A 12,593-nucleotide genomic window follows, 5' to 3' on the forward strand; every position below is an offset into this window, starting at 1 on the left:
CAAATGAACCTGCGCGCTCGGCAGTAACGGTTTGCGTGCCGCCCCTTACGGGCGAACCCGAAGCGGGCGCGCGCGGCGCCCGCCGGGCCCGTCGCGCGTGCCAGACTGCCGCGCATGAAGACACTGGGACTGCAACTGCGTTTCCTGATCCCGCTGATCCTGATCCTGGCCGGCGCCGCCTACCTGGCGGTGCCCGTGATGGACCGCCTCACGCTGCGCTGGTTCGCCCGCGACCTCGACATGCGCGGCGAGCTGGTGGCCAATGCGCTGTCCGAATCGGTGGCCGAAGCGGCCACCGACGCGCGCGGCCGCAAGCTGCAGGCGCTGTTCAACCGCGCGGTGACGGACGAACGGCTGGTCGCCCTCGGCCTGTGCTCGCCCACCGGCCAGCTGCTGCGCAGCACCGACCATTTCCCGAAGGACATGAGCTGCGCGCAGGCGGCGGACCTGGCGAACGCCAAGGGCGCCAACCTGCACATCGAAGGCGGCCCGGTACACGTGAGCGTGCACCCCGTCAACGGCGAAGCGGGGCCGGTGGGCGATCTGGTGCTGATGCACGACCTGAGCTTCATCGAGCGGCGCAGCCAGGACACGCGGCGCTATCTCGTGATCCTGATCGCGGGCCTCGGCGCCGTGATCGCGCTGGTCACGCTGATCGTCGCGCAACTGAGCTGGCGCGGCTGGATCGCGGGGACGCGCGCGCTGCTGCACGGCGAAGGGCTGCTGCGGCCCAACTCGCCGACCTTTCCCGAGCTGGCGCCGCTGGCGGCCGACCTGCGCGAGCGGCTGCGCGAGGTGGAGGACGAGTACAAGCGCCTGCAGGGCGCGGACGCGGACTGGACGCCGCACCGGCTGCAGACGCTGCTGCGCACGCAGATGCGCGGCGACCAGGTGATCGTGGTCTCCAACCGCGAGCCCTACCTGCACGAGCGGCGCGGCGACCGGATCGAGATCTGCCGCCCCGCCAGCGGCCTGGTGACGGCCGTGGAGCCGGTGATGCGCGCCTGCTCGGGCACCTGGATCGCGCACGGCAGCGGCAGCGCCGACCGCGAGGCCGTGGACCGCCACGACCACGTCGCGCTGCCGCCCGGCCAGGACGAATACCAGCTCCGGCGCCTCTGGCTCACCCCCGAGCAGGAACAGGGCTACTACTACGGCTTCGCCAACGAAGGCCTCTGGCCGCTGTGCCACGTGGCCCACGTGCGGCCGGTGTTCCGCGAATCGGACTGGGAACACTACCGCCAGGTGAACCGGCTGTTCGCCGATGCGGTGGTCGCCGAGGCCCGCAGCGAGGACCCGGTGGTGCTGGTGCAGGACTACCACTTCGCGCTGCTGCCCGCCATGGTGCGCGAGCGGCTGCCGCGCGCCACCATCCTGAGCTTCTGGCACATCCCCTGGCCCAACCCGGAATCGTTCGGCATCTGCCCGTGGCGCTCGGAAATCCTCGAGGGCATGCTGGGCAGCACGATCATGGGCTTCCACACGCAGTTCCACTGCAAGAACTTCATGGAAACGGTGGACCGCTACCTCGAGGCACGCATCGAGCACGAGCACTCGACGATCACCTTCCGCGGCGCGCAGACCTTCGTGGAGGCGTATCCGATCTCGATCGAATGGCCGCTGCCCGAACAGGCGAAGACATGGCCCAGCATCGGCCAGTGCCGCAGCGAGCTGGCCGAGCGCCTGGGCATCCCGCGCGACCACCGCATCGCGGTGGGCGTGGACCGCTTCGACTACACCAAGGGCATCCTCGAGCGGCTGCACGCGGTGGAGCGCATGCTGGAGAAGTACCCCGAATGGCAGAAGCGCTTCACCTTCGTGCAGGTGGCCGCGCCCTCGCGCAGCGCGCTCGAGGAGTACCGGCTGTTCCAAGAGCGCATCACCGCGCAGGTCGCACGCATCAACGCGCGCTTCGGCCGTCCGGACGCACCCGTGATCCGCCTGCTGGCGCAGCACCACGAGCACGAGGAGGTGACCAAGCTCTATCGCGCGGCGGACGTCTGCCTGGTCACCAGCCTGCACGACGGAATGAACCTGGTGTGCAAGGAGTTCATCGCGGCGCGCGACGACGAGCGGGGCGTGCTGATCCTCAGCCGCTTCGCCGGCGCCGCGCGGGAACTGACCGAAGCCCTCATCGTCAATCCGTACCACGTGGAGGAAACCGCGGACGCCCTGTTCCACGCCCTGAACATGCCGCCGGCCGAACAGCGCGAACGCATGGCCAGCCTGCGCAGCACGGTGCACGAATTCAACGTGTACCGGTGGGCCGGGCGCATGCTGTCCGACGCCGCCCGCCTGCGCCTGCGCCAGCGCGTGTCCACCCGCCTGCAGCGCCATTCCGGTTCGGGGACCATCGTGCCGCTGAACCGCAGGTCGCGGCCCTGAGGACGGCGACGCCGCTGCCGCCGGCGACGGAGAGGCTCACAATGCCGTCATGTCAAGCCTTTCAGCACGGCTCGCCGGATGGCGGCAGGGGGCGGGCCTCGGCGTGGCCAGGATGATCCTTTATGTCGCCGCCTACGTGGGGCTGGCCTGGATCAGCTTCATCTATCCGGCCCGCGGCCTGAACATCACGCCCTGGAACCCCCAGGCGGCGCTCGCCGTCGGCCTGCTGCTGTGGCAGCCCCGCAGCTGGTGGCTCGTGTGGGTGGCGGTCGCCTCGGGCGAGGCGCTGGTCGGCAGCGAGCCGGTGCCGTGGCCGGCGCTGGTGCTCTCCGCCGGCGTGGTGACCGCGGGCTACGCGGCCACCGCCGCGGCGCTCAAGCACTGGATCGCACCGAGGCTTTCGCTCGTGACGCGGCGCGACGTGGTGGTGTTCCTCGCGATCGTGGCCTGCGGCTCGCTGCTGGGCGCCATGCTGCGGGCGGCGGCACTATGGGCGACCGACGTCGTGCCCGCCGCGCGGATCCCCGCCGTGATCCACCGCGCCTTCATCGGCGACGGCGTGGGCCTGGTCGTCACCCTGCCGATGCTGTGGGTGCTGGCCAGCCGCGAGCGCACCGCCGCGACCCGCGCGATGCTGCAGGCGGGCGAGGCGTGGCTGATCGCGGCCGTGACGGGGCTGGCGATGGTGCTGGTCTTCGCCCAGCCCACGGGGGAACAGTTCAAGTACTTCTACCTGCTGTTCCTGCCCGTGGTGTGGGCGGCGGCGCGCTTCGGCGCCATCGGCGCGGTCTGGTCGGGCGCGCTGGTGCAGCTGCTCCTGATGCTCGCGGTGCAGACCGCGCCCTACCAGCCCCTGACGGTGTTCGAGCTGCAGGTGCTGATGGCGGCGCTGACCTCCACCGGCGTGCTGCTGGGGGCCACCGTGGACGAGCGCGAGGAGGCGCAGCAGGCGCTGCGGGCCTCGCTGCGCCTGGCCGCCGCCGGCGACATGGCGGCGGCGCTCGCCCACGAACTGAACCAGCCGCTCACCGCGATGAGCACCTATGCGCGCGCCTCGCAGCTGATGGCACGCAGGCTCGGCAGCGACCCGGACGCGCCCGTCGAGCCGCTGGTGGAAGTCACCGACAAGCTGGCCGACGAGGCCACGCGCGCCGGCGAGGTGGTCAACCGCCTGCGCAAGTTCTTCCGCGACCGCTCCACCGAGCTGCAGCCCACCGACATTTCCCACCTGATCGCCGATGCCGTGCAATCGCAGGCCAGGCGCGCCGAGAGCCTCGGCGTGCACCTCGACTCGGCGTGTGCGCCGGGCCTGCCGCCGGTCTGGCTGGACCCGGTGCAGATCGCCGTGGTCCTGCGCAACCTGCTGGCCAACGCGATCGATGCCGCGGCGGAGGATCGCGGCGGGCCTGCGGCGCAGCGCAGCGTCACCGTCCGCGCGCTGCAGGCGGACGACGAGGTCATCGTCACGGTGGTCGACAGCGCGCGCGGACTGGACACCGTGGAGGTCGGCCGCGTGTTCGAGAGCCGTCGTTCGGAAAAGCCGGGAGGCATGGGCGTCGGGCTGGCGATCAGCCGCTCCATCGTGGAGGCGCATGGCGGCCGGCTGTGGGCCGAAACGGGGCCGGGCGGCAAGTTCCATTTCAGCCTGCCGCTGACCGCGGGGGTTCCGTCATGAGCGCCGCCCTGCATCGACAGACGGTGTTCATCGTCGACGACGATCCGTCCGTGCGCGACGCCCTGGCGCTGCTGATCAGCCTGCGCGGCTACCCCACCGCCGTCTTCGCCTGCGCGGAGGATTTCCTGCGCGCGCTGGAGCCGCAATGGCGCGGCGTGGTGATCGCGGACATCCGCATGCCCGGGATGTCGGGCCTCGAGATGCAGGAGGCCCTGGCGCAGCACCCCTCGCGCCTGCCGGTCATCGTGGTGACCGCCCACGGCGACGTCGCGGCCGCGCGGCAGGCCTTCAAGTTCAACGCGATCGATTTCCTGGAAAAGCCCTTCGACCACGCCCACCTGCTGGCCTCCATCGAGCGCGCCATGAGCGGCCTGCCCCCCGACGCGGCCTCGATCGGCACCCGCCCCGCCGCCTCCGCGCTGTCGGCGCGCGAGCGCGAGGTGATGGCGCTGGTGGTGGAGGGTTTCGACAACCGCACGGTCGGCGAGAAGCTGGGCATCAGCCCCCGCACCGTGGAAGTGCACAAGTCGCGCGTCATGAGCAAGCTCGGCGCCCGCAACCTCGCGGAGCTGATTCGCATCGCGCAGGTGTCCAACGGGCCCGGTTGACGGCGCCTGCGGGATCGCCCGTACGGGCCGGCCAGGCCATCCGTGCGGTGCGGGGTGCAGAATAAGGGCTCGAGCGATACCTGATGGCGCCCGCCGGGGCGCCTTTTTTTCCTGCTGTTGCCGCCTTGCGTTCAGTGCCCGCCCTGCGCGAACCGAACCTTCGAAGAAGAACAACGGGTGATGACCAATAGAGCCGTCCCCGACGAGGTCCGTCGTTTCATCCTGACCAGCCTGCCCTCGGTGCCGTACCTCGAGGCCTTGTTGCTGCTGCGCTCCGATCCCGCGCGCGCCTGGGACTCCTTCGACGTGGCGAGCCGGCTGTACATCGGGGAGAACCAGGCGCTGGAACTGCTCCAGGCCATGCAGCAGTCGGGCCTTGCAGTGAGGACGGACGGCGGCGGCTTCCTGTTCTCGCCCAAGACGCCGGAGCTCTCCGGGGTCATCGAGGAGCTGGCCACCACGTATTCGCAAAACCTCGTGGGAGTCACCGACCTGATCCATTCCCGGGTGGAAAAGCGCGCGCACCAGTTCGCCGACGCCTTCCGGTGGAAGAAGGACGCGGGCTGATGGCGGCCGTGATCTATTCGCTGTGCGCGCTCACCAGCCTGAGCTGCCTGGTGCTGCTGTGGCGCAGCTACCGGGCGACCCGCTCCGGGCTGCTGTTCTGGAGCGCGCTGTGTTTCCTGTTCCTCACCGTGAACAACGTGCTGCTGGTGCTGGACAAGCTGTTCTTCCCCGATGTCGATCTCGGCATGTGGCGGCTCGTTGCCGCCGGCGTGGCGGTCCTGCTGCTGCTGGTGGGCCTCGTCTGGGGCGAGGAGTAGCGCATGGACCAGCTCCTCATGGGCGCCATCGCCGCCGGCTCGCTGTTCGCGGGGCTGTTCTTCTTCCGCTTCTGGTACCAGACGCGCGACCGGCTGTTCCTGTACTTCGCCGGCTCGTTCTGGCTGGAGGCCGCCAACCGGGTCGCCCTCGCGCTGATCAACCATGCCGACGAACAGGAGCCGCTGTTCTACCTCGTCCGCCTGCTGGCGTACGCCCTGATCGTCGCGGCGATCTGGCAGAAGAACCGGGGACGGCGATGAGCCGTCGCGTCCTTCTTCCGCTCGGGTCCCGCCCCATGCACTGCCGACCGGAGACAACCCGATGCAAGCTTCCGACCTGAACCTCGCCGCGCTGGCCCCCCGCGCCGTTTCCGAGCCCGTGGCCGGCGTGCTCGGCGGCATAGTCGCCGGCACGGCCTACCTGGTCGCGCAGGTGACCTTGACGGCGGCCGCCCATCCCGGCGGGGCGGCGGAGCCGTTGCAGCGCATCGCCGCGATGCTGATGGGCCCGGACGCGGCGCCGCCGCCCTCCGAGTTGAGCTTCACCGTTTTCGGGATGGCGCTCATCATCCATTTCACCCTGGCGATGGTGTTCGGCCGCCTCGTGGCCGTGCTGGTCGGGCACCGCCGTCCCGGCACCGGCGTGCTGGTGGGCGCGGCCACCGGGCTGGCGCTGTACGCGCTGGATTTCGGGCTCGTCGCGCCGCTGGCCTTCCCCTGGTTCGCGGACTCGATCCGGGCCGTGACCCTGGCCGACCACGTCCTGTTCGGCGCGGTGGCCGCGGGCGTCTGCATCGCCCTGCGCAGGCCGGCGCGGTGAGGGACGGGGCGCTTGCATGCATTTGTGCCAATGCATACACTGGTGCCGTTCCCAGGGTGGGAACGTCGTGATTCTTCCGTTGGTCGATGGCCCCGCTGGCGCGCGGGGCTTTTTTTTCGCCGCCAGCCCCAGCCCATGAAACCGGAACCCGAACTCAGGACCGAACCCGCGGAGCGGCCAGCACGGCCGCCCGAGAGCGCCGCCGGCATCCTGCTGCTGCTCGCCGGCCTGGTGATCGCCGGCGTGGTGGTCGCGTGGATCTGGCGCTCGCAGCGGCCGGAGCCCCGCGAGAGCCCCGTGCCGGCTGCAGTCACCGCTGCTCCCGCGGCGCCGGCCTCCGCGCCGGCCGCGCCGGCCGTGCCGACCGTCCGTTACCCGCTGCCGCAAGCGGGCGAGCTGCCGCTGGCCAGCGAGGACATCCCGGCGGCCCTCGCCGACCTGCTCGGGGCGAAGGCGGTCACCGCCTTCCTGCAGACCGACGGCTTCGCGCGGCGCGCCGTCGCCACCATCGACAGCCTGGGCCGCGAGCATTCGCCCGTTGCCGCCTGGCCGGTGCTGCCCACGGGCGGCCGGTTCACGGTCGAGGAGCGGCCCGACGGCCCGGTCATCGCCGCCGACAACGCGTCGCGGTACACGCCTTTCGTGCTGCTGGTGGGGACGCTCGACGTCGAGCGGGCGGCGAAGATGTACCGGCGGATGTACCCCCTGCTGCAGCAGGCCTATCGCGAACTCGGCTTCGGCGACCGCTACTTCAACGACCGCGTGATCGAGGTGATCGACCTGCTCCTGGCCACGCCCGAACCCGCCGAGGCGCCGCGCCTGCAGCTCACGCAGGTGAAGGGGCCGATTCCCTCCACCCGTCCGTGGGTGCGCTACGAGTTCGCCGACCCCGGGCTGCAGGGCCTGGCGGCGGGCCAGAAGATCCTGGTGCGCGTCGGGCCGGTGAACGAACGCCGGCTGAAGGCCAAGCTGGCCGAACTGCGCGAGCGCATCGTCTCCGGCGGCACGCCGGCCGCGGCCGTGGCGCCGGCGGCGCCGGCGGCTTCGGCGCCCGCCTCCGCCCCCGCATCCACGCCGGCGCCGGGCCGCTGATGCCCATGCCGGACGCGCTGCCCGCCGCCCTGGACCTCGCGTGGCCCGTCGCCGTCGCGCTCGCCTGGCTGCTGGGCGAGCTGGCGCAGCGCTGGAACATTCCCCGCATCGCCAGCTATGCCCTGGTGGGCTTCCTGTTCGGTCCCGCGCAGCTCGCCCTCATGCCCACGGGCGGCGGCGGGCTCGGCGGGCTGATCGCCAACACCGCCTTCGGCCTCATCCTGTTCGAATTCGGCTACCGCATCAACCTGCGCTGGTTCCGGCAGAACCCCTGGCTCGCCGCCACCGGCCTGCTGGACGTCGCCCTGTCCTTCCTCGCCGTGTACGCGCTGTCGCGGGTGATGGGTGCGGCCGTGCTCACCTCGCTGCTGCTCGCATCGATCGCCACGGCCACCTCGCCCGCCTCGCTGACGCGCGTGGTCAACGACCTGCGCAGCTCCGGGCAGGTGACCGAGCGCGCGCTGCACCTGAGCGCGGTGAACTGCCTGTGCGCGGTGTTCGCCTTCAAGTTCATCGTCGGCTTCTGGACCTTCGATACCGCCGGCGATGCGGTCAAGGCCCTGTCGAACAGCGCGGTGGTGGTGCTGGTCTCGATGGGCCTGGGCGTCGCGTTCGGCAGCGGCATGCCGCCGGTGCTGCGGCTGGTGGGCCGCTACCAGTCGGATGCCACGGTGGCCTTCGCCATCGCCGTGCTGCTGCTGGTGGCGCTGACGCACCTGCTGCACCTGTCGGCCCTCGTCGCCACGCTGGCCTTCGGGCTGGTGGCGCGCCACCGCCGCGTGACCCTGAGCCAGGCGCAGCGCAACTTCGGCGTGCTGGGCGACCTGCTGATCGTCTTCCTGTTCGTGTACGTCGGCGCCAGCGCGGACTGGCGGCGCGCGTGGGCCGGGCTGCCGCTCGGCGCCGCGCTGGTGCTGGTGCGCGCCGCCGCCAAGGTGCTGGCCATGAGCGCGTTCGCGCGCGCGAGCGGCACCACCCTGCGCAAGGGCATGCTCACGGCGCTGGCCATGACGCCCCTGTCCACCTTCGTGGTGCTGCTGCTCGAGGACAGCCGCCACGTGGGCATCGACCTGATCGACACGGTGGCCCCGGTGGCCGCCGCCACGCTGCTGCTGCAGTGGCTGGGCCCGATCGCGACGCAGCAGGCCCTGCGCGCGGCCGGCGAAGTCCAGGACCCGCAGCCCGGCAAGGCACGGGAGTAGGGACGATGCCGCTGGAACCCTTCGCGAAATCCGAGCCCCTGACCCTCGGCGTGGAGCTCGAGCTGCAGCTGGTCAGCCTGAGCGACTTCGACCTCACGCATGCCAGCTCCGACATGCTGGAGGTGCTGCAGCGCCGGCCCTTCCCCGGCACGGTGGTGCCGGAGATCACCGAGAGCATGATCGAAGTCGCGACCTCCATCCACCACCGGCACGACACGCTGCTGGCGCAGCTGCGCGAGATCCGGCAGGCGCTTGCCGGCGCGGGCGACCGGCTGAACGTCGGCGTGTGCGGCGGCGGCACGCACCCGTTCCAGCAGTGGTCGGAGCGGCGGATCTTCCCCAAGCCCCGGTTCAACCAGGTGTCGGCGCTCTATGGCTACCTGGCCAAGCAGTTCACCATCTTCGGGCAGCACGTGCACGTGGGCTGCACGTCCGGCGACGAGGCCCTGTTCCTGCTGCACGCCCTGAACCGCTACGTGCCGCACTTCATCGCGCTGGCCGCGTCCTCGCCGTTCGTGCAGCGGCACGACACGCTGTTCAGCTCGGCGCGGCTGAACTCGGTGTTCGCCTTCCCGCTCAGCGGCCGGGCGCCGTTCACCCTCGACTGGGCGGCGTTCGAGGGCGATTACTTCTCGCGCATGGAGCGCACCGGCGTCGTGCGCAGCATGAAGGACTTCTACTGGGACATCCGGCCCAAGCCGGAATACGGCACGATCGAACTGCGGGTGTGCGACACCCCGCTGACGGTGGAGCGGGCCGCCGCCCTCGCGGGCTACCTGCAGGTACTGTGCGCGTGGCTGCGCGAGCGCGGCGAGCCGGCGCCGGAGGAGACGGACTACCTGGTCTACAACTACAACCGCTTCCAGGCCTGCCGCTTCGGCCTGGAGGGCACGATCGTGCACCCGAAGACGTATGCCTCGCTCACCCTGCGCGAGGACATCGAGGCCACCGTGTCCGCGCTGCGCGGCGTGGCGGCGGACCTGCGGGCGGACGACGCGCTGGACCAGGTGCGGCGCATGCTCAGGGAGGGCAACGACGCCACGCTGCTGCGGCAGCAGCGCGGCGACGCCGGGAGCATGGAAGCCGTGGTCGACGTCGCGCTGCGGCGCTTTCGCGACTAGCGTGGCCGGCCGGGAAACGGGGCTGCGCCGCGGCCTGGGAGCCGGCGGCGCCGCCCCTCGCTTCAGGCCGCGACGGCCGCCAGCGCTGCGTTGAACGTGGCGCTCGGGCGCATCACGGCGGTCACCTTCTTGCGGTCCGGGAAGTAGTAGCCGCCGATGTCCACGGGCTTGCCCTGCACGGAGTTGAGCTCGTCGACGATCTTCTGCTCGTTCTCGCCCAGCTTCCTGGCCAGCGGCGCGAAGCGCGCGGCCAGTTCGGCGTCCTCGGTCTGCGCGGCCACCGCCTGCGCCCAGTACAGGGTCAGGTAGAACTGGCTGCCGCGGTTATCGAGCTGGCCGGTCTTGGGCGACGGGCTCTTGTTGTTCTCCAGCAGCTTGCCGGTGGCGGCGTCGAGCGTCCTGGCCAGGATCTTGGCCTTCTCGTTGCCGGTCTTGATGCCTTCGTCTTCCAGGCTCACGGCCAGTGCCAGGTACTCGCCCAGCGAATCCCAGCGCAGGTGGTTCTCCTCCACCAGCTGCTGCACGTGCTTGGGCGCCGAACCGCCGGCGCCCGTCTCGTACATGCCGCCGCCCGCCATCAGGGGCACGATCGACAGCATCTTGGCACTGGTGCCCAGCTCCATGATCGGGAACAGGTCCGTGAGATAGTCGCGCAGGATGTTGCCGGTGACGCTGATCGTGTCCAGCCCGCGGGCCACGCGCTCCAGCGTGAAGCGCATCGCGCGCACTTGGCTCATGATCTGGATGTCCAGGCCGCTGGTGTCGTGGTCCTTCAGGTAGGTCTTGACCTTCTTGATCAGCTCGTTCTCGTGCGGGCGGTACGGGTCCAGCCAGAACACGGCCGGCATGCCGGAATTGCGCGCGCGCGTGACGGCGAGCTTGACCCAGTCGCGGATCGCGGCGTCCTTGACCTGGCACATGCGCCAGATGTCGCCCTTCTCCACGTTCTGCGAGAGCAGCACTTCGCCGGTGGCCAGGTCGGTGATGTTGGCGACGCCGTCTTCCGGCACCTCGAAGGTCTTGTCGTGCGAGCCGTATTCCTCGGCCTGCTGCGCCATCAGGCCGACGTTGGGCACCGTGCCCATGGTCTTCGGGTCGAAGGCGCCGTGCCACTTGCAGAAGTTGATGATCTCCTGGTAGATGCGGGCGAAGGTCGACTCCGGCATCACGGCCTTGACCTCCTTGAGGCGGCCGTCGGCGCCGTACATCTTGCCGCCCTGGCGGATCATGGCGGGCATCGAGGCGTCGACGATGATGTCGTTGGGCGAATGGAAGTTGGTGATGCCCTTGGCGGAATCCACCATCGCCAGCTCGGGGCGGTGCTCGTGGCAGGCGTGCAGGTCGCGCTTGATCTCTTCCTGCTTGGACTCGGGCAGCGACTGGATCTTGTCGTACAGGTTGGCCATGCCGTTGTTCACGTTCACGCCGATCTCGTCGAACAGCTTGCCGTGCTTGTCGAAGGCGTCCTTGTAGAAGATCCTGACGCAGTGGCCGAACACGATGGGGTGCGAGACCTTCATCATGGTGGCCTTGACGTGCAGCGAGAACAGCATGCCGGTGTTCTTCGCGTCCTCGATCTGCTGCTCGTAGAAGGCCAGCAGGGCCTTCTTGCTCATGAACATGGAGTCGATGATCTCGCCGGCCAGCAGTGCGGTCTTCGGCTTGAGCACGATGCTCTTGCCGGACTTCGTGACCAGTTCCATCTTGACGTCGCGGGCCTTGTCCAGCGTCATGGACTTCTCGCCGTGGTAGAAGTCGCCGTGCGTCATGTGCGACACGTGCGTGCGCGAGGCGGGGCTCCACTCGGCCATCGTGTGCGGGTGCTTGCGGGCGTATTCCTTGACGGCGCGCGGCGCGCGGCGGTCGGAGTTGCCCTCGCGCAGCACCGGGTTCACGGCGGAGCCCAGGGCCTTGCCGTAACGCTGGCGGATGGACTTCTCCTCCTCGGTCTGCGGGTTCTCGGGGAACTCGGGGACCATGTAACCCTTGGCGCGCAGCTCGCGGATCGCGGCCAGCAGCTGGTTCTGCGAGGCGCTGATGTTGGGCAGCTTGATGATGTTGGCGTCCGGCTCCAGCGTCTTCCTGCCCAGTTCCGCCAGGGTGTTGGGCACCCTCTGCTCGGGGCTCAGGAATTCGGAGAACTCGCCGAGGATGCGATGGGCCACCGAGATGTCGCTTTCGACCACTTCGATGCCGGCCGCCTGCGCGAAGGTGCGCACGATGGGCAGGAAGGAGTGCGTGGCGAGGTAGGGGGCTTCGTCGGTGAGCGTGTAGATGATCCTGGAATGGTCAGCAGCCAAGGGAATGTCTCTCTCGAAGGGGTGGTCGGGCGGTAAAGCGATGCTTTGCATCGATTGTAGAGGTCCTGCCCTACAGCCCCATGACAACGCAAAAACGGGAAGAATGGCACCCCGGAGACGGCATGCGCCTGCGGAACCACCCCGAAATCACGGCAGCGATCCTGCTGGTGGGGCTGGCTGCGCTCCACGCCTTGCTCGGCGCCGCCGGCGGCTGGCCCCAGGGCGCGCTGCTCGCCGCCCCCCTCCCCCGGCCGCTGCCGCCGGTGGGCAGCAGCGCCCGCAAGGACATGGACTGGTGCCTGCAGAACGTCACGATGATCCACGACGTCTACTGGGCCAGCGCCTGCACCGTGGCTGCGGGGGAGCAGCGCGCCCGGCGCGTGGCCTGCCTGGCACACCCCCCCGGCAACGGCCGGTCCTGCGACGCGGGGCTCGAGCCGCCGGACGACTCCTCGGACTGCACGCTGCCGGACAGCCGCGCCCGCGACCTCAACGCGGCCCGGGCGAGGGCCGAACAGCAGTGCTTCGACCAGGCTGCGGCGCGTTGAGGCCCGGGTCGCGCGGCT

12 protein-coding genes are annotated in these 12,593 nt (G+C 70.2%); 11 read left to right on the plus strand and 1 reads right to left on the minus strand.

Annotated elements, in window-relative coordinates:
* The first annotated feature begins 114 nt into the window (after positions 1 to 114).
* From WG923_RS12455 to WG923_RS12500, 10 genes are all read left to right on the plus strand, one after another.
* A complete protein-coding gene (locus WG923_RS12455; RefSeq protein WP_340351281.1) occupies positions 115 to 2,385 on the plus strand; it encodes an alpha,alpha-trehalose-phosphate synthase (UDP-forming) in 2,271 nt (756 codons plus the stop codon).
* A 49-nt stretch (positions 2,386 to 2,434) separates the two neighbouring features.
* On the plus strand, positions 2,435 to 4,060 hold the full coding sequence (locus tag WG923_RS12460; protein ID WP_340351282.1) for an ATP-binding protein: 1,626 nt from the start codon (positions 2,435 to 2,437) through the stop codon (positions 4,058 to 4,060).
* Positions 4,057 to 4,668, plus strand: a complete 612-nt coding sequence (locus tag WG923_RS12465) for a response regulator transcription factor (RefSeq protein ID WP_340351283.1) — start codon at positions 4,057 to 4,059, stop codon at positions 4,666 to 4,668. Before WG923_RS12460 ends, WG923_RS12465 begins: the two co-directional genes overlap by 4 nt.
* A gap of 180 nt (positions 4,669 to 4,848) precedes the next feature.
* Positions 4,849 to 5,235 (plus strand): hypothetical protein, encoded by a 387-nt coding sequence (locus WG923_RS12470; RefSeq protein WP_340351284.1) that lies wholly within the window; start codon positions 4,849 to 4,851, stop codon positions 5,233 to 5,235.
* A complete protein-coding gene (locus WG923_RS12475) occupies positions 5,235 to 5,492 on the plus strand; it encodes a DUF5985 family protein (RefSeq protein WP_340351285.1) in 258 nt (85 codons plus the stop codon). Before WG923_RS12470 ends, WG923_RS12475 begins: the two co-directional genes overlap by 1 nt.
* Positions 5,493 to 5,495: 3 nt before the next feature.
* Positions 5,496 to 5,753 (plus strand): DUF5985 family protein, encoded by a 258-nt coding sequence (locus tag WG923_RS12480; RefSeq protein WP_340351286.1) that lies wholly within the window; start codon positions 5,496 to 5,498, stop codon positions 5,751 to 5,753.
* Between the two features lie 61 nt (positions 5,754 to 5,814).
* Positions 5,815 to 6,312, plus strand: a complete 498-nt coding sequence (locus WG923_RS12485; RefSeq protein ID WP_340351287.1) for a hypothetical protein — start codon at positions 5,815 to 5,817, stop codon at positions 6,310 to 6,312.
* Between the two features lie 135 nt (positions 6,313 to 6,447).
* Positions 6,448 to 7,404 carry a DUF3014 domain-containing protein gene (locus WG923_RS12490; RefSeq protein ID WP_340351288.1) on the plus strand — a complete coding sequence of 319 codons (957 nt, stop codon included), beginning with the start codon at positions 6,448 to 6,450 and terminating at the stop codon, positions 7,402 to 7,404.
* Complete coding sequence (locus WG923_RS12495) at positions 7,404 to 8,606, plus strand: cation:proton antiporter (protein ID WP_340351289.1); 1,203 nt, start codon at positions 7,404 to 7,406, stop codon at positions 8,604 to 8,606. Before WG923_RS12490 ends, WG923_RS12495 begins: the two co-directional genes overlap by 1 nt.
* Before the next feature lie 5 nt (positions 8,607 to 8,611).
* Positions 8,612 to 9,727 carry a YbdK family carboxylate-amine ligase gene (locus WG923_RS12500; RefSeq protein WP_340351290.1) on the plus strand — a complete coding sequence of 372 codons (1,116 nt, stop codon included), beginning with the start codon at positions 8,612 to 8,614 and terminating at the stop codon, positions 9,725 to 9,727.
* A gap of 62 nt (positions 9,728 to 9,789) precedes the next feature.
* On the opposite strand, the gene WG923_RS12505 is transcribed toward WG923_RS12500, so the two are convergent.
* A complete protein-coding gene (locus tag WG923_RS12505; RefSeq protein WP_340351291.1) occupies positions 9,790 to 12,027 on the minus strand; it encodes an NADP-dependent isocitrate dehydrogenase in 2,238 nt (745 codons plus the stop codon).
* A gap of 122 nt (positions 12,028 to 12,149) precedes the next feature.
* Between WG923_RS12505 and WG923_RS12510 the strand changes: the two genes are divergently transcribed.
* Positions 12,150 to 12,575: a hypothetical protein gene (locus WG923_RS12510; protein ID WP_340351292.1), complete on the plus strand. Its 426-nt coding sequence runs from the start codon at positions 12,150 to 12,152 to the stop codon at positions 12,573 to 12,575.
* Positions 12,576 to 12,593: the final 18 nt, after the last annotated feature.

The organism is Ramlibacter sp. AN1133, from assembly GCF_037890035.1.
Classification (GTDB): domain Bacteria; phylum Pseudomonadota; class Gammaproteobacteria; order Burkholderiales; family Burkholderiaceae_C; genus Ramlibacter.

What these genes read in the sequence shown, in the direction of transcription:
- WG923_RS12455 (WP_340351281.1), top strand. Translation starts at nt 115, where the DNA reads ATGAAGACACTGGGACTGCAACTGCGTTTCCTGATCCCGCTGATCCTG.
- WG923_RS12460 (WP_340351282.1), top strand. Translation starts at nt 2,435, where the DNA reads ATGTCAAGCCTTTCAGCACGGCTCGCCGGATGGCGGCAGGGGGCGGGC.
- WG923_RS12465 (WP_340351283.1), top strand. Translation starts at nt 4,057, where the DNA reads ATGAGCGCCGCCCTGCATCGACAGACGGTGTTCATCGTCGACGACGAT.
- WG923_RS12470 (WP_340351284.1), top strand. Translation starts at nt 4,849, where the DNA reads ATGACCAATAGAGCCGTCCCCGACGAGGTCCGTCGTTTCATCCTGACC.
- WG923_RS12475 (WP_340351285.1), top strand. Translation starts at nt 5,235, where the DNA reads ATGGCGGCCGTGATCTATTCGCTGTGCGCGCTCACCAGCCTGAGCTGC.
- WG923_RS12480 (WP_340351286.1), top strand. Translation starts at nt 5,496, where the DNA reads ATGGACCAGCTCCTCATGGGCGCCATCGCCGCCGGCTCGCTGTTCGCG.
- WG923_RS12485 (WP_340351287.1), top strand. Translation starts at nt 5,815, where the DNA reads ATGCAAGCTTCCGACCTGAACCTCGCCGCGCTGGCCCCCCGCGCCGTT.
- WG923_RS12490 (WP_340351288.1), top strand. Translation starts at nt 6,448, where the DNA reads ATGAAACCGGAACCCGAACTCAGGACCGAACCCGCGGAGCGGCCAGCA.
- WG923_RS12495 (WP_340351289.1), top strand. Translation starts at nt 7,404, where the DNA reads ATGCCCATGCCGGACGCGCTGCCCGCCGCCCTGGACCTCGCGTGGCCC.
- WG923_RS12500 (WP_340351290.1), top strand. Translation starts at nt 8,612, where the DNA reads ATGCCGCTGGAACCCTTCGCGAAATCCGAGCCCCTGACCCTCGGCGTG.
- WG923_RS12510 (WP_340351292.1), top strand. Translation starts at nt 12,150, where the DNA reads ATGCGCCTGCGGAACCACCCCGAAATCACGGCAGCGATCCTGCTGGTG.